The organism is Vibrio hepatarius (genome assembly GCF_018860525.1).
Classification (GTDB): Bacteria; Pseudomonadota; Gammaproteobacteria; order Enterobacterales; family Vibrionaceae; genus Vibrio; species Vibrio hepatarius_B.
Map to the genome: position 1 here is coordinate 1 of NZ_JAHKPM010000019.1, position 26,314 is coordinate 26,314.

The window sequence follows — 26,314 nt, forward strand, 5'->3', positions numbered from 1 at the left end:
CTACAACTGCAGTTGTAGCGGTCAAGAACCGTCTGCGACCGTTATTTATAGGCGCATTGCTCATCCAAACATTCTCCCAGTTGCTCCTTTGGATTATTATTATTCCTATCACAGAGCATGGCTAAAAAATACAAATCTAGTTGTATGTATTTGACGGCAAATGATAATTAAAACCCTACTTTTTGACAAGATAAAGGTACCTTTTTGCAACAAGCGTCAAGTAAATAGCCCGTTTACTCACAAATGAAAGATTAGCAGAAAATAAGTTATTAAGGAGAAGATATAGGAAGGTATTTATCACTAGAAAACAAAAAGCCCGACTTAGAGTCAGGCTTTTGGTACCAAGTTCCGGTGAATATACCGGAGCCAATCTTTGAATAAAGATTAACGCTTGGAGAACTGTGGACGACGACGTGCTTTACGTAGACCAACTTTCTTACGCTCAACGCAACGAGCATCACGAGTAACATAACCCGCTGCACGTAGAGTAGGACGTAGAGACTCATCGTATTCCATTAGAGCGCGAGTGATACCATGACGGATAGCACCTGCTTGACCGGAAATACCACCACCTTTTACAGTAACGTATAGATCCAGTTTTTCAGTTAGCTCAACTAGTTCTAGAGGTTGCTTAACAACCATACGAGAAGTTGGACGACCGAAGTACTCATCAAGACAACGCTTGTTGATTACGATGTTACCGCTGCCTGGTTTTATAAAAACACGTGCAGCTGAGCTTTTGCGACGGCCAGTGCCGTAGTATTGATTCTCTGCCATTTTCGAAATCCCCGATTAGATGTCTAGTACTTGTGGTTGTTGAGCAACATGGTTGTGCTCAGCACCAGCATAAACTTTCAGCTTACGGTACATAGCACGGCCTAGAGGACCACGTGGTAGCATACCTTTAACTGCTAGCTCAAGCGCCATCTCTGGCTTACGAACAATAAGCTTCTCAAAGCTGATTGATTTTAGGCCGCCAGGGAATTCAGTGTGACGATGGTAAATCTTACCTTTAGCCTTGTTACCAGTTACAGTAACTTTCTCCGCGTTTACAACGATGATGTAATCGCCAGTATCAACGTGAGGAGTGTATTCAGCTTTATGTTTGCCACGTAGGCGAGATGCAATTTCACTTGCTAGACGACCAAGAGTTTTACCTTCTGCGTCTACAACGTACCAGTCACGTTTTACAGTTTCTGGTTTAGCAACGAAAGTTTTCATGCTAATAATAACCCGTTAATTAAAATTTACACTTAAGGAGCATAGCTCCCACTGACTAAGAGCCCAGTCATCACCCCTTCGAGTGGTTGGCACTCTCGACCCTAACCCATAAGGATTTGGTCGGCAGTAACGGTGGGTCGCAGGATTATAGAGAAGTCAGTTGAAAAAATCATCTCTTTTAAGCAAAAAAGTCGATTTTTTTTCCCATCAAAAGAAAATTGTCCAATCCCTTATGCCAAATGCTCTTTGGATAAATAATCATGACTTTGCATTTCTATCAATCGTGACTGACAGCGTTGAAACTCAAACTCCAGTTGACCTTGAGTATATAAATCCTCTAATGGTACCTCTGCAGAAATAATTAATTTAACATTACGCTCATAGAATTCATCCACTAATGCAATAAAGCGTCGGGCTGCATCATCGGTTAGCTGCCCCATTTGTTTAACATCTGCCAGCAGCACCGTATTATACAATCGTGAAAGCTCAATATAGTCGTTTTGACTTCTTGCAGACTGGCAAAGCTGCTTAAAGGTTGCATGAAGAACCCCTTCATAAGAATTAACTATGTCTATCTGGCGGTGATTAATTTCAATGTCAGTTTCACCTTGTTTGTTTTCACCGGCTAACTGCTCAAAATAATGACATAGGTTAATCTTGGCCTGCTGATCGAGAGGGTAGTGATAAATCTCAGCTTGCTTTAAGGTTCTAAGGCGATAGTCAATTCCGCTATCCACATTTAAAATCAAACAATTTGTCTGTATTAATTCTATGGCAGGAAGAAAGCGTGCTCTTTGCAAACCGTTTCGGTACAAATCGTGAGGTGGGATATTAGACGTCGCAACCAGTACAACACCTCGTTTAAATAATGCCTGGAATAAAGTGCCAAGTATCATCGCATCAGTGATATCTGAAACAAAAAACTCATCAAAGCAAATAATCTCAGCCTCGGCTTTGAACCTATCGGCTACTAATTCCAGTGGATCATTAACATCTCCTAATGAATTCAATTCATCATGGACCCGGTACATAAAACGATGGAAATGAACACGCATTTTTTTCTCACAAGGTAAGGTTTCAAAAAATGTGTCCATTAAATAGGTTTTACCGCGCCCAACCCCCCCCCAAAAATACACTCCTTTGGGTATTGCAACTTGGGATGTTTTTTTACTAAACCAACGCCTCCATCCTGAAATTGTCTCTGCTGGCGTATTCAAATAATGCACAAACTCATGGTAAAGCGCATCCAAAGCTCGTACGGCTTCAAATTGAGCTTCATCTTGTTGAAAGCCATGTTGTTTTATGTCTTTGATATAAATCTCTAATGGAGTCATTGCTTCACTCAAATGCTTTAAAAGAATACAAACTGCTATGCAGTGCACACGCATTTTTCTTTATCGTCTTGGCCTCTCATAGTAACATGTCACTAAGCATGTGTAACCGATCGGTAAAAAACATGTTAAATAACAATGATAAGGAGCGAATATGCTTTGGATTTACGCCCTCGTAGGTTTGCTTATTGGTACGGTTTTAGGGATCATCATCTCGCGCATTACAACTCCGGGATATAAAAAACAAAAAACCATCCAAAAAGATCTAGATAGTGCAAAATTTGAGCTTGAACAGCAAAAACAAGATCTCTCGGACCACTTTGCTCAAGCTGCTGACATGCTAGATTCTTTAGGCAAGGAATATACTAAACTCTACCAGCATATGGCTAAAACGTCTGCTGAATTGCTACCTAACCTTCCTGAACAGGATAACCCATTCAGTAAGAAAGTGGCTGAACAGGCCGAAATGTCAGTAGAGGAACCAAATGGGAAGATACCTGCTACGAGTGAAGCGCCTAAAGATTATGCATCTGGTTCAACTGGACTACTCAAAGAAGAAAAAAAGCAGCAACTCAACACTGATCAAGCAATAGCCGCTGAAGCTTCATAAGTTCAATGTAATCTGTGATGAACTTTGTAAAGGTTTTTGAGTCATAATTTCCGTAAGTGTCGTTTGATTTCTTATTTTTTACACAAATATTAAATCACAGGCCTTAACTAAACTAGGAGTTATCAGATGAAAAAACCTTTGCTTGCTTTATCCGTTCTTTCACTAAGCTTGAGTTCAATCATCACCCCAATACAAGCAACAGCTGCACTTCCTCTTGCTATTTCTGGTCAGCAGCTCCCCAGTCTTGCACCAATGTTGGAAGAAGTTACCCCTGCTGTTGTCAGTATTTCAGTTGAAGGGACTCAAGTTGCGAAGCAACGTATTCCAGAACAATTTCGTTTCTTTTTCGGACCAGAATTCCCAACAGAACAACTGCAAGAGCGCCCATTTCGTGGTTTAGGTTCTGGTGTAATCATTGACGCAGACAAAGCCTACGTTGTGACCAACTATCACGTTATAAATGGAGCTGAGAAAATTCGCGTCAAACTCTATGATGGGCGAGAATATGACGCAGAACTCGTCGGTGGAGACAAAATGTCTGACGTCGCACTGTTGAAAATTGAAAAAGCACAAAATTTAACCCAAATTAAGATTGCAGATTCAGATGCTTTACGTGTCGGCGACTTTGCCGTTGCCATTGGTAATCCCTTTGGTTTAGGCCAGACAGTTACCTCAGGTATCGTTTCAGCACTAGGGCGCAGTGGACTAAACATTGAAAACTTCGAAAATTTCATCCAGACTGATGCCGCGATTAATAGCGGTAATTCAGGTGGCGCTTTAGTCAACCTAAAAGGTGAACTAATTGGCATTAACACCGCAATTCTGGGGCCAAGTGGTGGTAATGTCGGTATCGGTTTTGCTATTCCCTCTAACATGATGACCAATCTCACCGATCAAATTCTCGAATTTGGTGAAGTAAAACGCGGCATGCTGGGTGTGCAGGGTGGCGAAATCACATCGGAACTTGCCGATGCATTAGGCTATGAGTCCAGCAAAGGTGCTTTTGTTAGTCAAATTGTACCCGACAGCGCCGCAGATAAAGCAGGCTTGAAAGCTGGAGATGTTATTATTTCGGTTAACGGTAAAGAGATAAATTCATTTAGTGAATTACGAGCAAAAGTAGCGACATTGGGAGCTGGAAAGAAAGTAACTCTTGGTATTGTTCGTGATGGAGAGAAAAAAGACTATGAGGTTACATTAGGCGAACAGCAAAACATGAAGGCATCAGCAGATAAACTTCATGAAGGACTATCTGGTGCTGAATTAACCAATACAACCTCAAGTGATTCCGTCCAAGGGGTAAGAGTCGCTTCTGTAGAAAAAGGCTCTAAGGCTGAAGCTTATCAGTTGCAGAAAGGCGACATCATCATCGGAGTCAATCGCAAACGAGTCAAAAACTTAGCTGATTTCAGAAAAATACTTGAGAAACAAACGAGTGTACTTGCTCTTAACATCCAACGTGGGGAGCGCACGATTTATCTTGTAGTACGCTAGATAACCTCATACTCATGTCAGAGGATGGTAGGATTTCTTACCATCCTTTTATTATTATCTCATCTAATGCTATTCTTTCGCCACTTGTCTCAATTATAAGGTGGTTGCGAGGCTATGCTGCAATTCCTGCTGCGTTCAATTGGATTAGGGCTCGTAACAGCGTTATTACTGCTGCTAGCGATTCCATCACTCAGAACCAATGTTCTTTCTGATGATTTTGGTGATCCTAGTAATATATCATCAGTTCAGGAGCTCTCCTTTAATAACGCTGTTCGAAAGACTGCCCCGGCCGTCGTTAATATCTACAGTAGGAAGTATGCTGAGGGAGACCATTCAAAGTTACAGACTCAAAGTCTAGGTTCAGGGGTTATTGTTAGTCAAAAAGGCTATATAATTACCAATTATCATGTAGTAGCCCAAGCTGATCAGGTCGTCGTCGCACTGCAAGATGGACGAGTAGCTTTTGCACAACTAGTGGGTACCGACCAACGTACTGATATCGCCATATTACGCGTGGAAGGAAATAATCTCCCAGTGATACCGCTCAATCCTGACTATTCTCCCAAAGTTGGGGATGTCGTACTAGCTATTGGCAATCCGTATAACTTAGGTCAAACAACCACTTTTGGTATCATATCAGCAACAGGGCGCTCTTCAATAAGCACTGGAGGACGTCAAGCATTTATTCAAACAGATGCTGCAATTAACGATGGAAATTCGGGTGGTGCTTTAGTCAATTCTCGTGGAGAGCTAGTGGGCATCAATACCGCTTCTTTTCAACAAGCGACAGAACTTGAAACATACGGCATTTCTTTTGCTATCCCCTACGCTTTGGCAAATAAAATAATGCAAAAAATCATCGCTGATGGTCGTGTGATTAGAGGCTATATAGGAATTGATGGGCAAGATATCACTTCTGTTACTTCTCGCCTACTAGGCAATGAGCATATGGGTGGAATCGTAGTACTTGGTGTTGATCCCAATGGCCCGGGTGAAGAAGCTGGATTTGAACCTCAAGATATCATTCTTAAAATTGACGGCCACAAAATTAATGGCCGTCAAAGTGTCATGGATATAGTTACTGAGTTGAGACCCGGAACAACAATTGATGTACTCATCTTAAGGAAAGGTGAAGAACAAACGTTGAAGGTAACCATTGCAGAAGACACAAGAGAAATCTAAGTCATTTTCAAATCCCATGAACTCATGGGATTTGAAGACTATTCGCTTTCTTGTGATTCAGAACTCTCGACATCGATAGACGTTACTCTTTGTAAACCCCTTGGTAATAGACTCCCTCTACGACCACGTTCACCTCGAAAGTTATCTAAATCAGCAGGCTTCAGCCCAAGCTTACGTTTACCTGCATGCAGTATTATTGATGCCCCTTTAGGTAATGCCATAAGGTGAGAAACAAATTCCTCACGCTCTTTTGCTTTAGCCGCGGGAATATTAATAATTTTATTTCCCTTTCCTTTACCTAACTGGGGCAAGTCTTTGATTGGGAATAATAACATTCTCCCCTGATTGGTAATCGCGAGAATTTCATCATAATCTAAGTTACTAATGCTATCAGGAGTCATAACCTCTGAGTTTTGTGGTAGGGTAACCAACGCCTTACCGCTACGGTTTTTTGACAGCAAGTCACTTCCCTTACAAACAAATCCATACCCTGCATCTGAACCAACCAACCAAAGCTGATTCTCTTCTCCCATGACAACATGGCGAATATTTGTTCCTGCGTTGATGTTAAGTCGACCTGTAATAGGTTCGCCTTGACTACGAGCAGAAGGAAGAGAATGTGATTCTAAAGAATAACTCCGACCATCACTACCAAGAAATACCGATTGCTGATTACTTTTTCCACGCGCATGCGTAAGATATTTATCACCCGATTTATAATTTAGCCCTTCAGGGTCAACGTCGTGACCTTTAGCATGACGAATCCAACCTTTATCTGATAAAACAACAGTGATAGGTTCGCTGGGAACAAGGTCACGTTCGGTGAGTGCTCTTGCTTCTGATCGCTCAACAAGTGGGGAGCGTCGTTCATCACCATACTTCTCAGCATCGGCTTTGATCTCTTTCTTTATTAAGGAGTTCAAACGCCGCTCAGAACCAAGTAATTGTTCAAGCTTATCACGTTCTTTCTCAAGCTCTGACTGCTCACCACGGATCTTCATTTCTTCCAATTTAGCCAGGTGGCGAAGTTTAGTATCAAGAATAGCGTCAGCTTGAAGTTCAGTAATACCAAACCTTGTCATAAGTACGGCTTTAGGATCATCTTCAGTACGAATGATCTCTATCACCTCATCAAGGTTGAGGTAAGCAATTAATAAACCTTCAAGGATATGCAAACGAGCGAGCACCTTATCAAGGCGATGCTGAAGACGGCGACGCACAGTGGTACGTCGGTATTCAATCCACTCGGAAAGAATTGTTAGTAAGCCTTTGACTTGAGGACGGTTGTCCAACCCAATCATATTTATATTAACACGGAAGTTTTTCTCAAGATCAGTAGAGACAAACAAGTGATCCATGAGCTGGTCGCAGTCAATTCGGTTGGAGCGAGGTACGATGACAATCCGAGTCGGATTCTCATGATCCGATTCATCACGCAAATCTTCAACCATTGGCAGTTTCTTGGCTCTCATCTGATTAGCAATTTGCTCAAGCAATTTAGCGCCAGATACTTGATGCGGTAAGGACGTAATAACAATCTCACTACCATCCTTGTGCCAAACCGCACGCATCTTAATGCTACCACGCCCAGTACGATAAATTTTCTCTAAATCCGCCTTAGGTGAGATAATCTCCGCTTCAGTAGGATAGTCTGGTCCTTGTACAAAGGGCATCAAATCTGACAGCTCTGACTTAGGGTTATCTATCAGATGAATCGTCGCATTAGCAACCTCACGTACATTATGCGGTGGGATGTCAGTTGCCATGCCAACTGCAATTCCCGTAATACCATTTAGCAAGATATGCGGTAAACGTGCAGGCAACATCTGCGGTTCTTTCATCGTACCATCAAAATTTGGCTGCCAATCAACCGTTCCTTGCCCCAGTTCACCAAGTAATACTTCTGCAAACTTAGATAATTTTGCTTCAGTGTAACGCATTGCTGCAAACGATTTAGGATCATCTGGAGCCCCCCAGTTTCCCTGACCATCAACCAATGGATAACGGTATGAGAACGGTTGAGCCATCAAAACCATAGCTTCATAACATGCTGAATCACCATGAGGGTGATATTTACCCAGTACATCCCCAACGGTACGAGCAGACTTTTTGTACTTAGCAGCAGCTGAGAGACCTAGTTCTGACATTGCATAAATGATACGTCTTTGAACTGGTTTTAAGCCATCACCAATATAGGGTAAAGCACGATCCATGATGACATACATGGAATAGTTGAGGTAGGCGTCCTCAGTGAACTTGCGCATTGGCAGTTGTTCAATGCCATCAAAAGTAATATCTGTAGACATCCGTTAAACCTCTGCCAAGTCACCATTGTTTTGTAACCAAGAACGGCGATCATCAGCACGTTTCTTGCCAAGTAGCATATCCATCATTTCTATCGTCGCTTCTGAATCATCAATAGTTAATTGAACAAGGCGACGAGTATTGGGATCCATAGTGGTTTCACGTAACTGTAGTGGATTCATCTCACCAAGCCCTTTAAATCGTTGGACATTTATCTTGGCTTTCTTTTTTGATAGGCGTTCCAATACACCTTCTTTTTCATCATCATCCAGTGCATAGAACACCTCTTTACCACAATCAATGCGATACAGTGGCGGCATCGCTACATATATATGTCCAGCTTCGACTAGAGAACGAAAGTGACGGGTAAACAAAGCGCACAACAAGGTTGCGATATGCAAGCCATCTGAATCCGCATCCGCTAAAATACAGATTTTACCATAGCGTAAGCCATCAAGATTATCAGTATCAGGATCAATACCTAAAGCAACAGAAATATCATGCACTTCTTGAGACGCAAGAACTTGATCAGCTGAAACTTCCCAAGTATTCAGGATTTTCCCCCGCAATGGCATAATGGCCTGAAATTCTCGATCACGCGCTTGCTTAGCCGAACCACCAGCTGAATCACCCTCAACAAAGAAAATTTCAGTACGACTTAAGTCCTGCAAAGAACAGTCAGTTAATTTTCCTGGTAAAGCAGGTCCTGACGCCACTTTTTTACGCACCACTTTTTTGCTGGCTCGCATACGACGATGTGCGTTAGCAATACAAATTTCGGCCAGCTGTTCGGCCAATTGCGGCTTTTCATTTAACCACAGGCTAAACGCATCTTTTACCACACCGGAAACAAATGCTGCTGTCTGACGAGATGAAAGGCGTTCTTTGGTTTGTCCAGCAAACTGAGGGTCTTGCATCTTAACTGATAGCACGTAGGAGCAGCGTTCAAACACATCGTCCCCCGTTAATTTGACACCTCGCGGGAGAAGGTTACGGAATTCACAAAACTCTCTCATAGCGTCAAGTAATCCCTGCCGCAAGCCATTAACATGAGTACCGCCTTGAGCGGTGGGAATCAAGTTAACATAACTTTCGGTGATCATTTCACCACCTTCCGGCTGCCAGAGCAATGCCCAGTTTGCTGCTTCAGTTTCAGCAGAAAACTCACCAGTATAAGGTGACTCAGGTAATACAGTATACCCTTTGACTCCCTCAGCCAGATAATCTTTCAAACCATCTTCATATAGCCATTGATAATCATTACCATTGACTTTATCCGTGAAAATAATTTCAAGACCAGGGCAAAGTACGGCTTTAGCACGCAGATTGTTTACCAAACGAGCAACAGAAAAATTGCCTGAATCGAAATACTTTGTATTAGGCCAAAAGTGAACACTGGTTCCTTTATTACGTCGTCCACATGTGCCAATCACCGTAAGATCGGAAACTTTATCGCCATTTTCAAATGCAATTTCATACACTTGTCCATCGCGCTTCACAGTAACTTCAATACGTTTTGACAGGGCATTTACCACTGAAATACCGACGCCATGCAAGCCGCCAGAGAATTGATAGTTTTTGTTTGAAAATTTACCACCAGCATGTAGCTTACATAAAATAAGCTCAACACCAGACACTTTTTCCTCTGGATGTATATCAACAGGCATGCCGCGGCCATCATCAATGACTTCAAGAGATTGGTCAGCATGCAAAATTACTTGGACCTTTGAAGCAAACCCAGCTAGCGCCTCATCGACACTATTATCGATAACTTCTTGCCCTAAATGATTAGGACGCGAAGTATCCGTATACATCCCAGGTCGGCGTCGTACTGGTTCCAAACCATTAAGAACTTCAATGGCCCCAGCATTATATTGTTCAGTCATAATACGGAATATCGTTTATAGAAAATGAAATGAATAACTGAGCTGATAAGTTTTTACTCTCTACTCGAATACGTTTAGACAGTATAAACGACCAAACTCTCATCGCTTTGCATCCAGCTCAGTACAGGAGAAACATAGTCTGGAAGAGAGAGAACTATGTCAAGTGGGATAACTAACTAACTACTAAATTTATGACTTTTCCCTCAATGGATACTATAGCTGAAGGAATTCGATGATTTGTTTTAGATAGCGCTCAAAACCTACAAAACTGTGATCTCCCCCCTCTTCTATAGTCTGTTTAGCACCTGAAAACCTCTCAACAGCTTGATGATAGTCAAGCACTTCATCATGAGTTTGTTGCAAAAGCCAGAAATTTTCAGGATATTGAATGGCAGGAACATCTAGAAACTTTAATTCATCAATATGAGTTTCAGATAATACATAACGCTGACCTGTATATGGGTTTTCTTGCTCACCTAAATACTCTTCTAACAAATCATAAGGTCTAACTGCTGGGTTAACAACCACAGCTTTGAAACCAAATTTACCATTGAGCCATATCGACATATATCCACCAAGAGAACTGCCTATAAGCCCAATGCGATAATCATTTTTATACTGCTCGACAATGTCCAATAAGCAGTCGGCAGCTTGTTGGGGGAAGCACGGGAGCTGAGGGACCACGACCTTTATATCAGGCCTTTGTTGTAAACAGTACTCCACCATTAATTTTGCTTTTTCAGATAAAGGGGAGCTATTAAATCCATGAATATAAATAAGCAAGGAAGGTCGCATAATAATCCTTGGGGTAAGACGTAAGTATTTAATAACCAGAAGACGTAAAGTCAGGCATAAAGCTGCCAACAGACAAACGTTTTACCTCTGTTGTGAGGTTACCACTTGGGCACAACACTAACTCACGCCACCCTGGAGAATGGTTATCCACCGCAAAATCATCAGAGCAGGGTTTAAATTGTACACACGTGGATGGCGTCGCCATGACTCTAACACTATTTCGATATGTATCCATATCTTGATGTACGTGACCACATAGTACTGCTTTCACATTACTATGTGACTCAATGATTTCCCAAAACCTTTCTGAATCTTTAAGAGCATGCTGATCCAACCACGCACTACCAATTAACACTGGGTGGTGGTGCAGTAAAATCAAAGTATGACGCTGAGCATGGTCACTGAGTTTTTCAGCAAGCAATGCAAGTTGTTCATCACTAAGTCGCCCATGAGGAACGCCTTCAACCTGAGAGTCAAGTACTATCATTTGCCAGTGCTCACCAAGAAGAAGGTGTTCAATGTACTGAATGTGCGAAGAGGAAAGTACAGAGTCCATGCTAGGTCTGAAATCATGGTTACCAGGCAACCAGAAACACACCTTATTTAACTTAGCAATACCTTTTTCAAAACGCTGATAGGAAGCAGCACTATGATCTTGTGAAATATCACCGGTTGCTAGAATAGCTTCATAATTTGAGTTTTGTTTGACAATCGCATTGACAACAGCATCAAAACTGTCAGCCGTGTTAACACTTAAAAGGCTGCCATCATCAGCTTCAAACAAATGGGTGTCTGTAATCTGTAGTAGCTTGACGCTACCATCGACAGAGCTAGACGTTACTTTCAAAATAAAAACCTAAATATTGAGTGGCGTGCGGCTAATACCATGCCTTAAACAAAAAGATAACCAATCCCCCAAAAAACGGTTCCTCTGCAGTTTTTCATCTTGTTGAACCATCTTATCATTGGGGTAATCGTAGCGAGCCCTGACTCGCTTCAAATGTGCACACTCACAAACCTCTGCCACACGAGCGTCGTGATAAAGCCTGACAGACATTTTGGGCAAAGGAAATACTGGAACATCATCACTTTGACAGATATCAACCAAAGTTGTGTACTTTGTGACTTCTGCCACTTGAATTTGATATGTCATATGGGCTGCTTGATAACAGCGTACATCACCAACCTGTGCCATGCTGGGTAGCAAAGCATTTAATTTGGCGTAATTGGTTTCATAGGTCCGCATCAGATCTGCCAAGTCTACATGATACGAATTTTTTACAGCTAATTTTGCCATTGTTCTCTTACAAACTGATAATTAATCTGCAACCATTGCAAAGCAATGATCGAAGCACCATTTTCAAATTTACCATCAACTACCCATTGGTACGCAGTTTCTCTGCTTACAACATGAACTTTGATGTCCTCTCCTTCATAGTCTAAACCATGAATGCCACTTGCGTTTGAAGCATCAACTTTGCCAACAAAAACATCCAACCTCTCAGAACAACCTCCTGATGAAGGATAATATGATGTTACTTTCATAATATTGCTAATTGAAATATTGGCTTCTTCAATCGATTCACGACGAGCGACACATTCTGCGGTCTCTCCCTTATCGATAATTCCTGCAACAATTTCTAATTGCCATGGGTGCGCATGAGTTAAAGCTCCTACGCGAATTTGTTCAATCAAAACTACCTTATCTATGACAGGATCATAAGGAAGAACAGCGGCAGCATTACCTCGCTCGAACATTTCTCTTTCAATAATCTCACTCCAGCCACCTTTAAAAAGCCTATGTCTAAAACGATATTTAATCATATTGAAAAAACCTGAGAATACCGTTTCTTTTGAGAGTATCTCTACATCTTTGCAAGTAAATCCATGCTGTTGATCATCACACTGTGACATTGGGTACCTCATAAGTTAATTTTATAGTTTACTCAGACAAAAGCTTAACTTCCAAGGTCGTAGTTCAACTTTTTATACAAATTTTATCTCTTGAGTTAAATTAAACTTCCCTCAAAGTGTGCTTTTAGACAATTAAGCGTAAAAATTTACAAAAATTTGCGTAAATTTGCATCAAACATGAGGTAGAATCTTAATGAGTTACCTTTTTCATATTTTGGCAGGAATAAAACCGATGAGAAAACTGCTTCCACTTGTTATCAGTGCAGCACTGGGCAGCCTAAGCGCCAATGTTTTCGCAGATACACTGACGGAAATTTATAATCAAGCAAAAACAAACGATCCTTCTCTATTAAGTGCAAAAGCCTCAAAAGATTCTGCTTTTGAAGCAATTAATTCGAGTCGTGCAACTTTACTTCCTCAACTCAACTTAACCGCATCATACGATTTTAATCGTGGAGAGAGGAATGCACCTCTTCAAGGTTTAAATAATGCCAGCAACGATTCCGATGATTGGAATGCAACCCTAGGTTTCTCACAAGAGCTTTACAAACGCTCAAGCTGGATAACCTTAGACACAGCAGAGAAAACGGCTCGTAAAGCAGATGCAGCATATGCAGCAGCCCAGCAATCACTCATTTTACGTGTTTCAACCGCCTACTTTGATGTATTGAGAGCACAAGACAACTTAGAGTTTGTTCAGGCCGAGAAAGCGGCTGTTGGCCGTCAACTTGAACAAACAAAACAGCGTTTTGAAGTGGGTTTATCGGCTATAACCGATGTTCATGATGCACAAGCTCAGTACGACTCAGTCTTAGCCGATGAAGTTTTGGCTGAAAATGAACTCATTAACAGCTATGAAGGTCTCCGTGAAATAACTGGCATAGAACACTCAAATCTCAATGTGCTTGATATTAAACGCTTTTCAGCAAGTAAAACCCAAGCATCGGTCGACAGCTTGTTAGAAGAAGCACAGCAGAAAAACCTAACTTTGTTGTCATCACGAATCACCAAAGATATTGCTAAAGACAATATTTCCTTACAAAGCTCCGGCCATCTCCCATCACTGACTTTAGATGGTGGCTATACGCTAGCTGAACAAAAGAACAGCGATATTGCTAATCAAGACTATGACTCTGATAACTTCAATATAGGAATAAACCTCTCTGTTCCCATCTACAGTGGCGGTGCAACCTCCTCATTAACCAAGCAAGCTGAATTTGATTTTGTGGCAGCAAGTCAGGATCTTGAAGCATCCTATCGAAGCGTCGTTAAAGATGTTAGAGCTTTTAACAACAATATTAATGCATCCATTGGTGCACTCCGTGCCTATGAGCAGACTGTCGTTTCTGCAAAATCTGCCCTGGAAGCAACAGAAGCTGGTTTTGATGTAGGTACTCGTACTATTGTCGATGTCCTAGATTCAACTCGTAACCTATACGATGCCAATAAGAATCTATCTAATGCTCGCTACGAATATATTTTGAGTGTGCTTCAATTACGTGAAGCTGTAGGTACTCTAAATGAACAAGATATTCTTGATATCAACACTGGCCTAAAACAGGCAAATGGTAAAAAAGTACAAAGCTAGTCTATTAAAACTATGCAGCGAAGGATGGAATTTAATTCCTCCTTCGCATTATTATAAATTAAATAGATCATTTAAGCTTCTATAAACTCGATAGATAAACCTGTCTTTACTATTACGACAAAGCTGGGAGAGCAGTATATCACCACCTAGGTGTACTTTACCTTTGTTCAAGCCACTCTTTTAGTATCAAGATATCGTTTGGGTATTCATTCTTTATTTCCTCAACCCAATCATCAACATTTTCCCACCAAGCTGGACGTTCTGGAGACTGTGCTTTTTGGGCGACCATTTGGATATGCTTAAGACCTATTGATCCTGCCGCACCTTTGATCTTATGAGCTTCCTCTACAATACCTTTCTGATCTTTCGCAATCATGTTGGAATCAAGTACTTTAATGTATTCAGGCATCATATTTTCAAACATAGTAATACTATCCAGTACAGGTCTAGGGCCTACTATTGCGACATAAGATTCAAGCATTTCAAGATCTAAGATTCGGTGATAAAGCTCACTATTCTCTCCCACGATAACAGTTCCCAGAGGCTCTGAATGCGAGTGGTATTCACCAGAGGTAAATTGAGTCATGATCTCCTGTACCGCCTTAACAGATAAGGGCTTACTGATCGCTTCATCCATGCCGTTTTCTATATACTCATTTTTATTTTTAAGTACATTAGCTGTTAAAGCGATCAAAGGTGGGAGCTCTTTATAAGTTTGGCGATAAAACCTTGCGACATCAAACCCTGTCATATCTGGGAGTTGAATATCCAGAAAAACAAGATCATAAAGCTCCGGATCAAACATCTCAATAGCATCTTGCCCTGTCATTGCTACAGTAACCTCATGACCCATACTTTCAAAAAGTGAGCGAGCAACCGTAATATTGAGTTCAATATCCTCAACCATAAAGATATTTAGCTCTGGCTGTTCTTGTTGTGAGTACTCTAATATTTTTTCAGTCATCGATATTGGAACACAAATCGTCACAGTAAAAGTACTACCAAAACCCTCTTCACTGCTAACCTCAATATCTCCTTTCATCATTCTGATTAGCTGCTTAGAAACCGCTAAACCAATACCAGTTCCCACTGCGTGGAGGTTATTTTTGCTCGATTTAACTTGATAATACATGGCAAAAATTTTATCTAATTCGGACTCTGGGATCCCAATTCCGCTATCCTCTACTTCGATGGTAATATTAGCTAACTCATCCTGAACTTCAGCCTCTACAGTCAATACAACCCCACCTTCTTTAGTGAATTTCATTGCATTGCTAATAAGGTTCCAAAGCACTTGTCGAAGTCGAGTAGCATCAACTTCAATAGAAGCGGGTAGTTCACTTAATCGCTCTAAATCAAAACGTAGATTTTTTTGGGCCGCCATTAAAGCCGAAATACTCTCCAGTTCAGCGACAAAATCTTCAAAGTTTAAACTGGCAGGAAATAGCTCAAGTTTTCGGCGATCAAACTTATCCATATCTATAATATCGTTAAATATATTTCCCAAAGTAATCGCACTAACATTAATCGTTTGCATTTGATGGCGCTGTTCATCCGTAAGTTGAGTATCAAGCAGCATACGACTTAACCCAACAATACCGTTTAATGGAGTGCGCAGCTCATGACTAATCGTAGAGATAAAGGTTGTTTTATCTCTGCTGGCTTTCTCTAGCGACTCTTCATGTCGCTTACGCTCAGTGATATCGCGTCCAAAACCAACTAACCCTAAATGACGCCCATCTTTACTATAAAAAGGAACCTTACGTAATTCAAAAAAGCTTTTTTGCCCATCAGGGTATTCCAGCCATTGTTCGTATGTTAAAGCCTTATTATCTGAAAAAACTTTTTGATCTGTATCGACAATTTGCTGGGCCACTTCTTTACGATATACATCCCACGGCGTCAGACCCACTAATTGATTTTCTTTTTTTCCAGTCAATTCCTCCATCGCCCTATTACAACCAGAAAATAAACCATCAGCATTACGGTAATAGATGAGATCAGGTGAAGCATCTATAAAAGAGCGCAGAAGTGCTGTTCTTTCAGCTAATTCAAGCTGGGTTCTTTCGCGCTGATAGACCTCGTTTTCAAGATCTTTCATCGCTTCTTCTCGTGCTTCTTCAGCTTTAATCCTCTCCTCTATTTCCAAGTTCAGCTTAGATATGTTTTGATGAAGCTTGTGGTTTAAATCCTGATCCCGTGAACGCATATCTCTGAGTTTGGAGACCAACTTAGATAAGCGTTGCCTAGCTTCTTCAAGCTGATCCACAACAACCGATAAAAAGTAGACAGCCCAAGGAGTAATCAAAAGACCAAAAAATACCGATCGTACTATGTCGATATCGTCCACACGGCCACTAAGAACTAGCGTGATACCAACTTGAACTACCACAGCCAAAGCCACGATCGCTAGAGCAAGAAGAAGAGAAAAACGTAAAATACCGAGCTTAACGAGAAGGTCGACATAATATTGAGCGAGGTTTTTTATAGGTTTCATTGAGCGATCCGTACGATAAGGTAGTGAAATATTACCTTTTTTCGTATCGCACGGCTAAGAGTTATAACTCCCACCATCTTCTAATTCTTTGATGTGTGATGAACACAAGTCTGGTTCCTACCACTGGCTTTAGCTTGGTATAAAGCAGTATCGGCAAGTGCAACCGTATCTTCGCTGCTATCAGATGGCTCAGGCGTTAGACTTGCGATGCCTATACTGACCGTTAATATCGAGCAAACTTTTGAGGCCTTATGCTCAAGTTTCAGTTGCCTAACCTTTTGATGAATAACCTCGGCGACTTGGTATGCCCCTTTAGCGGTAGAATTAGGCAAAATGAATGCAAATTCCTCCCCACCATACCGCGCCACACAATCACTACTACGATTTAAAACTGACCTAAAACTTTCAGCTACCTTAACTAATGCATCATCACCAGCTTGATGACCATAATGATCATTAAACCCTTTAAAATAATCTATATCACACAGCATGATAGTCAAAGGTTGATGTTCTCGTGTATGCAAAGGCCATAAGGTAGCAAGTTGCTCATCAAAATAACGTCGGTTACCTATTTGGGTTAAGCTATCGACAAGGCTCAAACGTGCCAATTCCTGATTCGCTTCCTCAAGTTTTTGAGCGGCTAAATAACGCTCCGACACATCCCTCGCCATGATCAAAACCCCATTTGTACCTGAAGCAGGGTCGCGAAAAGGAGACTTCACCACATCATACCAGGTAAAACTACCCTTACTGTCGACCAACTGATCAATATACCGAAGCGATTTACCTTCATATAACACTTTCTGGTCCGTTTCTGATAAACGTCTATATACTTCATGAGGAATTAACTCTTGGAGACGTTTGCCTATTAACTCATTGATATCTGAGATTCCTAAAGCCTTAACAAAAGGTTTATTACACGCTTGATAAACCATATTTTCATTAAAAATCCCTATAGCATCAGGACTAGATTCAAGTATATTTTGTAAAATGGTATCACGTTGCGCCAACGCCACCTCTGTGTCTCGACGCCGCTCCATTTCATCACATAAGTTTTTCTGTATATTATGCCAATCCGTCACATCATGGCTAATACCGATAGTACCTATTTTTTCACCCGACGAAGAAATCAAGATATTTTGATAGGTTTCTAACAAGCAGCTTCGCCCTTCAGTATCAGTTGTCCAACGACGTTTGTTAGCTCGACCTTTCACAACCCCCTTAATATCAGCACAACCTTCTTGGCGGCGCTCTCCCCAAAACCGCTCAAATGCTTTGTTCGTTGATATAAGTTCAGCGTCATTATTTTTGATAAACACTAACTCTGTTAGATTATCCAAAGCACTCCGTACCACAGACAATGACTCTATTTCACGCAGCATTTCAGTATGTGAAGCTTGGTGAGAAGAAAGGTATAGTAACCAGACAATGCGTCCACGATAAACCGTTCTTCGTCCGCTAATCTCAACTTTAATCCTGTTATTTTTTGATACCTTCCACTCAATAGGGAAGCACTTGAACCCCTCCCCAGCAAAAAGTCCAACGGTTGACATTAAAAAATCACGAGAGACCGAATCAGGAAACATGAATGATTTCCCAACACGACGAATACCAAGTAATTGCATTGCATTCTTATTAGAAAGCAATAGCTTACCTGATTTTTCTTCCACTAAAATAAGAGCTGTTGGGGCATCTTGCACCAGAAGATCTATATGTTTCTGCAAACGCGAATAAAGAGCAATTGACAAACAAAGGAAGAATAGAATAACAACGAGGTCGAGACCATGCCCATGAGACGTATCCCACAACCAGTAAAACACCTGCTCCATTCGTACTTCTCTACCGTTAGATGCGACTTAATATTAAGACTACAAAAAATATCAGCTAACTGCTGGATTTTCTGTACTGAACAGCACTTTTTTCGTAAATAGCTTCGTCTTGTGAGAAATAATAATGAATAACACTAGCAGTATGACGAATAACTACTCAATCCTACCAAACTTTGTGTTTCAGCTAGCGTATTGTGCTGTTATTTTTACTTTTAATTGAGCTCAATTGTTGCAAAATTGTAACAACAAAAATCATAAACAATTGAAATAAAATGTTTTTTACAAGGATTAGCCAATAAATAGGCCACTGCGGTTGTATACCATCAAAAGCTTGACCTTTTACATCATAAGATTTAGGTTGTTGGAATCGATGAAAATGAATTCATCTTGTTGCAAAAACTGACAATACGTTTTTGAAACATATTTATGCAGATAAGGGTGATCATTTATGCATAAATAATCATTAATACCAACTTTTATCATGTTGGTAATACTGTCTTATAGACAGAGAAGCAAAGGGAGAATTGCAATGGCTTTATATGACCCAAGCCTTGAAAAAGACAACTGTGGATTTGGTTTGATCGCACATATGGAAGGTCAAACCAGTCACAAATTGGTTCGTACAGCAATTTCAGCGCTCGATCGTATGACTCACCGTGGTGGTATCGCAGCAGATGGCAAGACTGGCGATGGCTGTGGTTTATTACTTCAAAAGCCTGATAGTTACCTACGTATCATCGCAGAAGAAAACGGGTTTAAGCTAGGTAAACAATACGCCATTGGTATGGTTTTCTTCAGTCAAGATCCTATTCAAGCACTATCCGCTAAAGACATTATCAATAAAGAACTAGCTCAAGAAACATTGACTGTTGCAGGTTGGCGTGATGTTCCAACAAATACTGATGTGCTCGGACCTATCGCTCTAGATTCGTTACCAAATATTCAACAAGTATTTATTTCAGCACCAGCAGGATGGCGTGAACGCGATATTGAACGTCGTCTATATATAGCTCGTCGCCGCATTGAAAAACAAATAGTTCAAGATAACGATTTCTATATATGCAGTTTATCTACTCAGGTCTTAGTCTACAAAAGCCTTTGTATGCCAGCAGATTTGCCACGATTTTATCTCGATCTTGCTGATTTACGGATGGAGTCAGCCATTTGCTTATTCCACCAACGTTTTTCAACCAACACTCAACCGCGCTGGCCTCTTGCACAACCTTTCCGCTATCTTGCCCACAATGGTGAAATTAATACCATAGAAGGTAATCGTCAGTGGGCTCGTGCACGTGCATATAAATTCAACTCACCACTACTTCCAGATCTACAAAGCGCAGCGCCATTTGTCAATGAAACAGGATCCGATTCATCGAGCTTGGATAACATACTCGACTTATTCTTAGCGGGTGGTATGGATGTCTTTCGAGCAATGCGAATGCTAGTTCCACCTGCATGGCAAAATCACCCCGACATGGATCCAGATTTGCGAGCATTTTACGACTTTAACTCCAAGCATATGGAACCTTGGGATGGCCCTGCTGGGATTGTATTATCTGATGGTCGCTATGCAGCCTGTAACCTCGATCGCAATGGTTTACGACCTGCACGCTATGTCATCACCAAAGATAAACTTATTACTCTAGCATCAGAAGTCGGCATCTGGGACTATGCGCCTGATGAAGTTGCCGAAAAAGGTCGAGTCGGGCCAGGAGAATTGCTCGTTGTCGATACTCGACGCGGCAAACTATGGCAATCAAGCGATATTGACAATGACCTCAAAGGTCGTCATCCATATAAAGAATGGATTGACAATAATGTCCACAAGCTCACCCCGTTTTCTCAATTACCTGAGCAAAAAGTAGGTAAACGTAATTTTGATTGTGCTCTTCTGAAAACATATCAGAAGCAGTTCGCAATGACCAATGAAGAAGTCGATCAGATAATCAGAGTATTAGGCGATATTGGTCAAGAAGCAGTAGGGTCTATGGGCGATGATACGCCAATGGCCGTTCTGTCTTCAAAAGAAAGACTTGTGACCGATTACTTTCGGCAAAAATTTGCTCAGGTTACAAATCCCCCAATAGATCCACTCCGTGAAAAGCACGTCATGTCACTCGCCACCAGTGTCGGACAGGAAATGAATATATTCTGTGAAACTGATGGCCATGCCCACAGAGTCACATTTGATTCTCCCGTACTGCTTTACTCAGATATGCAACAATTAATTGAACTTGCCGATGCTCACTATCGCAATACTGTGATTGATATCAATTACAACCCACATAGCAAAGATCTACGACAAGCCATTCATGACTTATGTGAACAAGCCGTTGACGTAATACGCAATGGAACAGTATTGGTTATATTATCTGATCGCAACTTAACCAAAGGTAAAATACCTATACCTGCAGCTATGGCTGTGGGTGCTGTTCAAAAACACCTGATAAAAGAAAACCTTCGCTGCGATGCCAATATTCTAGTTGAAACTGCTACAGCTCGAGATCCACATCAGTTTGCCGTTCTTTTAGGTTTTGGCGCGACGGCAATCTATCCATACTTAGCTTATGAAACCTTAGGAAAATTGATCGATGATGGCGTATTGGAAAAATGCTATCGGGATGTGATGCAAAACTACCAATACGGTATCAACAAAGGTCTTTACAAAATTATGTCGAAAATGGGCATTTCGACTGTTGCCTCATATCGTTGTTCTCAGTTATTTGAAGCCGTAGGACTCAATAGAGATATTGTCGATCTTTGTTTCCATGGCGTTACAACACGTATTCAAGGAGCAAACTTTGAAGACTTCCAACAAGATCTATTCAACTTATCCCAAAAAGCTTGGGCTAAACGCAAAGCGATAGATCATGGCGGCTTACTCAAATACGTTCATGGTGGTGAATATCATGCCTATAACCCAGATGTCGTCAGTACTTTACAACAAGCAGTCAAGTCAGGTGAACTTCTTGACTACAAAAATTTTGCTCAGCAGGTAAATCAAAGGCCAATTGCAATGCTGCGCGATCTAATGACATTAAAAAAATCTGACACGCCACTTCCACTTGAAAGCATTGAAACAAGTACAGAGCTTTTCAAGCGCTTTGATTCAGCAGCGATGTCGATAGGTGCTTTAAGTCCTGAAGCTCATGAAGCACTGGCAACGGCAATGAACCGCCTAGGGGGATATTCAAACTCAGGGGAAGGCGGTGAAGACCCCCGTCGCTTTGGTACTGAGCGTAACTCTCGTATCAAGCAAATTGCCTCTGGACGATTTGGTGTAACTCCTCACTACTTAATCAATGCAGATGTACTTCAAATAAAAGTAGCCCAAGGAGCAAAACCAGGTGAAGGTGGGCAGCTTCCAGGCCATAAAGTGACGGCAGAAATAGCCAAGCTTCGCTATTCTGTACAAGGCGTGACGCTTATCTCACCTCCCCCACATCATGATATTTATTCAATTGAAGACCTTGCTCAACTGATTTTCGACCTTAAACAAGTCAACCCAACAGCCTTAGTATCTGTAAAACTGGTTAGTGAGCCGGGGGTGGGAACCATCGCAACCGGGGTGGCTAAAGCTTATGCCGATCTCATCACTATATCAGGTTACGACGGAGGGACAGCTGCTAGCCCACTCACTTCCGTGAAATATGCAGGTTGCCCTTGGGAACTCGGTTTAGCTGAAACCCAACAAGCTCTTGTTGAAAATGGACTACGGCACAAAATTCGTTTGCAAGTCGATGGAGGACTTAAAACAGGTTTAGATGTAGTTAAAGCGGCCATACTAGGTGCTGAAAGTTTTGGGTTTGGGACCGCGCCTATGGTAGCTATGGGCTGTAAGTTCCTAAGGATATGCCATCTTAATAATTGTGCAACTGGTGTTGCAACTCAAGACGAAACATTACGCCAAGAATATTTCAAAGGCCTACCAGAACAAGTAATGAACTATTTTATCGGCTTAGCGGATGAAGTGAGGGTATTGTTAGCTGAATTAGGTATTGAAAAGTTGACCGATCTTATCGGCCGTACCGAATTCCTTGAAGTAATAGAAGGAATAACAGCAAAACAAGCTAAACTGGATTTAACCCATATCCTTGAAAAGCCTATTTCAAAAGAAAAACACCCATTATTTTGGACTAAGACTAATACACCATTCGATAAAGGTGAGCTCAATCAGAAAATCCTCGATGATGCACTAACCGCGATTGAAAAGTGCAAATCTGCCAGTTTTTTCTATAACGTAATCAATACTGACCGCTCTATTGGCGCACGAATATCAGGAGAGATTGCAAAACGTTATGGTAACCAAGGGATGGCCTCATCACCAATTAAGCTATATCTAGATGGGACAGCCGGGCAGTCTTTTGGTGTATGGAATGCTGGCGGTGTTGAACAATATCTCACAGGCGATGCTAATGACTATGTGGGTAAAGGTATGGCAGGAGGTAAGCTAGTTATCAAACCACATCTTGGTACGGCTTTTCGATGTAATGAAGCAAGTATTATTGGTAACACCTGTTTATATGGTGCGACTGGAGGAAAGTTGTTTGCAGCAGGTACTACTGGGGAACGATTTGGTGTGCGTAATTCAGGTACTATCGCTGTCGTTGAAGGTGCTGGCGACAACGCATGTGAATACATGACTGGAGGTATTGTGGCAATTCTTGGTTCAACTGGAGTGAACTTCGGAGCTGGAATGACAGGTGGGTTCGCATATGTTCTTGATCAAAAACAAGACTTCCAAGGCCGCGTAAATAATGAGTCAGTTGAAGCACTTGCACTTGCAGATCTATATATCCATCAAGAGCATCTGCGTGGATTGATAGCTGATCACTTAGAAGAAACAGGCTCAGTGCATGCTGAAAACATTCTAGCGAACTTTGATGAATGGATTCCAAAGTTCTACCTGATAAAACCCAAAGCCGCTGATCTTCGTTCCTTACTTGGGCACCAAAGTCGTAGCACTGCTGAACTGCGCGTTCAAGCACAATAATCAAGGAGGATGTCTGAATCATGAGCCAGAACGTATACCAATTTATTGACGTAAACCGCGTAGATCCCGCTAAAAAGCAAATTAAAGTGCGTAAAATTGAGTTCGTTGAAATATATGAACCTTTTACAAAACAACAAGCAACCGCGCAGGCCGATCGATGTTTGGACTGTGGAAACCCCTACTGTGAGTGGAAGTGTCCAGTACATAATTACATCCCACAATGGCTCAAATTAGCCAATGAAGGTCGTATCGTAGAAGCAGCTGAGCTTTCACACCAAACCAATAGTCTGCCTGAAGTATGTGGCCGCGTTTGTCCACAAGATAGATTATGTGAGGGTTCTTGTACTTTAAATGATGACTTTGGGGCTGTCACCATAGGTAATATCGAAAAATACATTACTGACAAAGCATTTGAAATGGGCTGGAAGCCGGATATGTCTGAAGTGGAGTGGACTGATAAAAAAGTCGCTATTATTGGTGCCGGTCCAGCTGGACTTGCAGCAGCAGACATACTTGTACGTAATGGTGTTAAGCCTATAGTATTTGATCGCTATCCAGAAATCGGGGGCTTACTCACCTTTGGTATTCCCTCCTTTAAGCTAGAAAAAGGGGTTATGGAGAATCGCCGCCGAATTTTTACCGAAATGGGTGTTGAATTTCGCCTTAACATTGAAGTTGGCCAAGAGATTAAAATGCAGCAGTTGCTTGATGATTTTGATGCGGTGTTTCTAGGTGTAGGTACTTACAAATACATGCGAGCAAATCTAGAACATGAAGATGCCGACGGCGTCTATGATGCACTACCTTTCCTAATTTCCAATACCTATAATGTTATGAAACTCGATAGTACTCAAGCTTTTATCAATATGGCAGATAAAAACGTCGTTGTACTCGGAGGTGGTGATACCGCAATGGATTGTGTACGCACATCCATTCGACATGGCGCTTCCAGTGTCACTTGCGCCTATAGACGTGATGAAGAGAGCATGCCAGGCTCACAACGTGAGGTTAAAAATGCTAAAGAAGAAGGTGTCAAATTCCAGTTTAACCTCCAACCATTAGCCATAGAAGTCGACGCTTCAGGCAAAGTTTCTGGTGTAAAGGTTATAAAAACCGAATTAGGTCGACCAGATAGCTTAGGGCGAAGAAAACCTGAACCAGTTCAAGGCTCTGAGCATATATTGCCAGCAGATACGGTGATTATGGCGTTTGGTTTCCAGCCGCACCAGATGAAATGGCTAACACCTTTCGGTGTTGATCTCGACCAATTGGGGCGAATCAAAGCGAGTGAATCTCAAAAATTCCAATACCAGACCACCAATGAAAAGATTTTTGCTGGCGGTGATGCTGTAAGAGGCTCAGATTTAGTTGTCACAGCGATTGACGAAGGACGTAAAGCCGCTGAGGGTATCCTCGATTATCTCGAAATTTAACCTGCCAGCACAAATGTATCAAAAGGGTTGACGTTTTAGCGTCAACCCTTTTTTATAAGTTAAGCTCGCAATAAATAATCCACAGTAATTAAGGATAAGGTGAATGACAAAAAACTCTCTTTTAAGCATATCGCTATTAACACTAACCGCCTGCAGTCAAGGAGTTCAAAAAATGACAGATCGCACTTTATTACCTTGTGGAGATAAACCTAATTGTGTCTCCACGCAAGACGAAAGGGATGTACATAATCTAAAACCTTACATTCTGACAGAACAGGCTAATTTAAATACCATTGAACAAGCTGCTCTGCAATTATCCGGCGCTAAGCTTGCTGCTAAGCAAGACGGTTATCTACGTATTGAATGCACATCAAAAATTATGCGCTTTACAGACGATCTCGAACTGAGAGTTGAGGGTAAGAATTTAATCGTAAGATCGGAATCTCGTATCGGATATTCAGACTTTGGTGTTAATCGAAAACGTGCAAATCAATTAAGAGTATTGCTTAAAGCCAACAATATAATCCTATAAATGGCGTTGATTTGAGGCAAAAGCCGAAGCATCAACTTCGGTTTTTTATCTATTTGGTTTATAGTTACTCGGCTTCATTACGAAAAACCACCAACCTCTTAGGTGCGACCTTACCATCGTCGTTTAATTCAGCTACTCCAATAAAAGTCCGCTGACCGCCAGATGTCATTTTTAGGACAGTTCCGTCAGGTACACCCAAAACTTGGACTGGCATACCATGTTGGATCAAATCTGTCAGTTCAGCATTTAGATTTACCTCTGGCAAATCTTCAACAGCAGTGTCCATAGGCAATAATAGAGGATCAAGAAGCTCTTTGGGAGCAACATCATCACGCTGTGCTTGCTCTAAAATCTCATTCAATTGGTCTATTGTGACCATTTTTTCATAAGGGTAATTAGCAACGCCAATGCGGCGAAGCATGGTAACATGAGCTCCACAACCAAGCATTTCACCAAGATCATCAACGATGGTACGGATATATGTTCCTTTTGAACAATGTATCTCCATCTCAACTTCGCAGCCTTCAAAACGATGAAGGACAATTTCATATACCTTTATCTTGCGAGCTTCACGAGGTACTTCAATACCTTGACGAGCATATTCGTAAAGCGGCTTACCTTGATATTTCAACGCTGAAAACATAGAAGGGACTTGGTCAGATTCGCCACGAAACCTATCAATACAAGATTCTAAGTTTTCGAGAG

At 41.4% G+C, this 26,314-nt stretch carries 19 protein-coding genes and 1 pseudogene; 7 read left to right on the forward strand and 13 right to left on the reverse strand.

Annotated elements, in window-relative coordinates:
- The 4 genes and pseudogenes from KO511_RS06185 to zapE form a co-directional block, all read right to left on the reverse strand.
- Window positions 1–64 (reverse strand): annotated as a pseudogene (locus tag KO511_RS06185) (ubiquinol-cytochrome c reductase iron-sulfur subunit); the annotation flags it as partial.
- A 320-nt stretch (window positions 65–384) separates the two neighbouring features.
- The gene (gene rpsI / locus KO511_RS06190) at window positions 385–777 is read right to left on the reverse strand and encodes a 30S ribosomal protein S9 (protein WP_215986605.1); all 393 of its coding nucleotides are present in this window, start codon (window positions 775–777) and stop codon (window positions 385–387) included.
- A gap of 15 nt (window positions 778–792) precedes the next feature.
- On the reverse strand, window positions 793–1,221 hold the full coding sequence (gene rplM / locus KO511_RS06195; protein ID WP_125320100.1) for a 50S ribosomal protein L13: 429 nt from the start codon (window positions 1,219–1,221) through the stop codon (window positions 793–795).
- Between the two features lie 230 nt (window positions 1,222–1,451).
- Window positions 1,452–2,555, reverse strand: coding sequence for a cell division protein ZapE (zapE, locus tag KO511_RS06200; protein WP_215986606.1), 1,104 nt, complete (start codon window positions 2,553–2,555; stop codon window positions 1,452–1,454).
- A gap of 151 nt (window positions 2,556–2,706) precedes the next feature.
- On the opposite strand from zapE, the gene zapG reads away from it, so the two are divergent.
- The 3 genes from zapG (at window position 2,707) to degS (ending at window position 5,838) form a co-directional block, all read left to right on the forward strand.
- The gene (gene zapG / locus KO511_RS06205; protein WP_215986607.1) at window positions 2,707–3,162 is read left to right on the forward strand and encodes a Z-ring associated protein ZapG; all 456 of its coding nucleotides are present in this window, start codon (window positions 2,707–2,709) and stop codon (window positions 3,160–3,162) included.
- A gap of 126 nt (window positions 3,163–3,288) precedes the next feature.
- Window positions 3,289–4,656, forward strand: coding sequence for a DegQ family serine endoprotease (locus tag KO511_RS06210; RefSeq protein WP_215986608.1), 1,368 nt, complete (start codon window positions 3,289–3,291; stop codon window positions 4,654–4,656).
- 114 nt (window positions 4,657–4,770) lie between these two features.
- Window positions 4,771–5,838: an outer membrane-stress sensor serine endopeptidase DegS gene (degS, locus tag KO511_RS06215; protein ID WP_215986609.1), complete on the forward strand. Its 1,068-nt coding sequence runs from the start codon at window positions 4,771–4,773 to the stop codon at window positions 5,836–5,838.
- Window positions 5,839–5,876: 38 nt separating this feature from the next.
- Here degS and parC read toward each other — a convergent pair whose 3' ends face one another.
- The 6 genes from parC to nudF all read right to left on the reverse strand — a co-directional run bounded on the left by parC (window position 5,877) and on the right by nudF (window position 12,737).
- Complete coding sequence (gene parC, locus KO511_RS06220) at window positions 5,877–8,144, reverse strand: DNA topoisomerase IV subunit A (RefSeq protein ID WP_215986610.1); 2,268 nt, start codon at window positions 8,142–8,144, stop codon at window positions 5,877–5,879.
- Between the two features lie 3 nt (window positions 8,145–8,147).
- The gene (gene parE, locus KO511_RS06225) at window positions 8,148–10,028 is read right to left on the reverse strand and encodes a DNA topoisomerase IV subunit B (RefSeq protein WP_215986611.1); all 1,881 of its coding nucleotides are present in this window, start codon (window positions 10,026–10,028) and stop codon (window positions 8,148–8,150) included.
- A 213-nt stretch (window positions 10,029–10,241) separates the two neighbouring features.
- On the reverse strand, window positions 10,242–10,826 hold the full coding sequence (gene yqiA, locus KO511_RS06230) for an esterase YqiA (protein ID WP_354668153.1): 585 nt from the start codon (window positions 10,824–10,826) through the stop codon (window positions 10,242–10,244).
- A 25-nt stretch (window positions 10,827–10,851) separates the two neighbouring features.
- Complete coding sequence (gene cpdA, locus KO511_RS06235) at window positions 10,852–11,670, reverse strand: 3',5'-cyclic-AMP phosphodiesterase (protein ID WP_215986613.1); 819 nt, start codon at window positions 11,668–11,670, stop codon at window positions 10,852–10,854.
- A gap of 9 nt (window positions 11,671–11,679) precedes the next feature.
- Window positions 11,680–12,120 carry a DUF1249 family protein gene (locus tag KO511_RS06240; protein WP_215986614.1) on the reverse strand — a complete coding sequence of 147 codons (441 nt, stop codon included), beginning with the start codon at window positions 12,118–12,120 and terminating at the stop codon, window positions 11,680–11,682.
- Window positions 12,108–12,737 (reverse strand): ADP-ribose diphosphatase, encoded by a 630-nt coding sequence (gene nudF, locus KO511_RS06245; RefSeq protein ID WP_215986615.1) that lies wholly within the window; start codon window positions 12,735–12,737, stop codon window positions 12,108–12,110. The genes KO511_RS06240 and nudF overlap by 13 nt, the downstream gene beginning before the upstream one ends.
- Before the next feature lie 232 nt (window positions 12,738–12,969).
- Between nudF and tolC the strand changes: the two genes are divergently transcribed.
- Window positions 12,970–14,325 carry an outer membrane channel protein TolC gene (gene tolC, locus KO511_RS06250; RefSeq protein ID WP_215986616.1) on the forward strand — a complete coding sequence of 452 codons (1,356 nt, stop codon included), beginning with the start codon at window positions 12,970–12,972 and terminating at the stop codon, window positions 14,323–14,325.
- A 157-nt stretch (window positions 14,326–14,482) separates the two neighbouring features.
- Here the strand turns inward: tolC and arcB are convergent, their stop codons facing one another.
- Entirely contained in the window at window positions 14,483–16,822 is a 2,340-nt protein-coding gene (gene arcB / locus KO511_RS06255; protein ID WP_215986617.1) for an aerobic respiration two-component sensor histidine kinase ArcB, read from the reverse strand.
- 80 nt (window positions 16,823–16,902) lie between these two features.
- Window positions 16,903–18,651, reverse strand: a complete 1,749-nt coding sequence (locus KO511_RS06260; protein WP_215986618.1) for a sensor domain-containing diguanylate cyclase — start codon at window positions 18,649–18,651, stop codon at window positions 16,903–16,905.
- A gap of 529 nt (window positions 18,652–19,180) precedes the next feature.
- On the opposite strand from KO511_RS06260, the gene gltB reads away from it, so the two are divergent.
- The 3 genes from gltB (at window position 19,181) to KO511_RS06275 (ending at window position 25,609) form a co-directional block, all read left to right on the forward strand.
- Window positions 19,181–23,644 (forward strand): glutamate synthase large subunit, encoded by a 4,464-nt coding sequence (gene gltB, locus KO511_RS06265; RefSeq protein WP_215986619.1) that lies wholly within the window; start codon window positions 19,181–19,183, stop codon window positions 23,642–23,644.
- A gap of 20 nt (window positions 23,645–23,664) precedes the next feature.
- The gene (locus tag KO511_RS06270) at window positions 23,665–25,077 is read left to right on the forward strand and encodes an FAD-dependent oxidoreductase (protein ID WP_215986620.1); all 1,413 of its coding nucleotides are present in this window, start codon (window positions 23,665–23,667) and stop codon (window positions 25,075–25,077) included.
- A gap of 103 nt (window positions 25,078–25,180) precedes the next feature.
- Complete coding sequence (locus KO511_RS06275) at window positions 25,181–25,609, forward strand: DUF1499 domain-containing protein (protein WP_215986621.1); 429 nt, start codon at window positions 25,181–25,183, stop codon at window positions 25,607–25,609.
- A gap of 64 nt (window positions 25,610–25,673) precedes the next feature.
- Here the strand turns inward: KO511_RS06275 and KO511_RS06280 are convergent.
- Window positions 25,674–26,314, reverse strand: a 641-nt coding sequence (locus KO511_RS06280) for a tRNA pseudouridine synthase B (protein ID WP_215986622.1), incomplete at its 5' end; no start/stop codon positions are given.

Bases quoted from the DNA above. Each gene is read 5' to 3' on its own strand.
- gltB (WP_215986619.1), top strand. From the start codon at position 19,181: ATGGCTTTATATGACCCAAGCCTTGAAAAAGACAACTGTGGATTTGGT.
- zapG (WP_215986607.1), top strand. From the start codon at position 2,707: ATGCTTTGGATTTACGCCCTCGTAGGTTTGCTTATTGGTACGGTTTTA.
- tolC (WP_215986616.1), top strand. From the start codon at position 12,970: ATGAGAAAACTGCTTCCACTTGTTATCAGTGCAGCACTGGGCAGCCTA.
- rplM (WP_125320100.1), bottom strand. From the start codon at position 1,221: ATGAAAACTTTCGTTGCTAAACCAGAAACTGTAAAACGTGACTGGTAC.
- KO511_RS06210 (WP_215986608.1), top strand. From the start codon at position 3,289: ATGAAAAAACCTTTGCTTGCTTTATCCGTTCTTTCACTAAGCTTGAGT.
- KO511_RS06275 (WP_215986621.1), top strand. From the start codon at position 25,181: ATGACAAAAAACTCTCTTTTAAGCATATCGCTATTAACACTAACCGCC.
- degS (WP_215986609.1), top strand. From the start codon at position 4,771: ATGCTGCAATTCCTGCTGCGTTCAATTGGATTAGGGCTCGTAACAGCG.
- KO511_RS06270 (WP_215986620.1), top strand. From the start codon at position 23,665: ATGAGCCAGAACGTATACCAATTTATTGACGTAAACCGCGTAGATCCC.
- parC (WP_215986610.1), bottom strand. From the start codon at position 8,144: ATGTCTACAGATATTACTTTTGATGGCATTGAACAACTGCCAATGCGC.
- zapE (WP_215986606.1), bottom strand. From the start codon at position 2,555: ATGACTCCATTAGAGATTTATATCAAAGACATAAAACAACATGGCTTT.
- KO511_RS06240 (WP_215986614.1), bottom strand. From the start codon at position 12,120: ATGGCAAAATTAGCTGTAAAAAATTCGTATCATGTAGACTTGGCAGAT.
- nudF (WP_215986615.1), bottom strand. From the start codon at position 12,737: ATGTCACAGTGTGATGATCAACAGCATGGATTTACTTGCAAAGATGTA.
- KO511_RS06260 (WP_215986618.1), bottom strand. From the start codon at position 18,651: ATGGAGCAGGTGTTTTACTGGTTGTGGGATACGTCTCATGGGCATGGT.
- arcB (WP_215986617.1), bottom strand. From the start codon at position 16,822: ATGAAACCTATAAAAAACCTCGCTCAATATTATGTCGACCTTCTCGTT.
- rpsI (WP_215986605.1), bottom strand. From the start codon at position 777: ATGGCAGAGAATCAATACTACGGCACTGGCCGTCGCAAAAGCTCAGCT.
- parE (WP_215986611.1), bottom strand. From the start codon at position 10,028: ATGACTGAACAATATAATGCTGGGGCCATTGAAGTTCTTAATGGTTTG.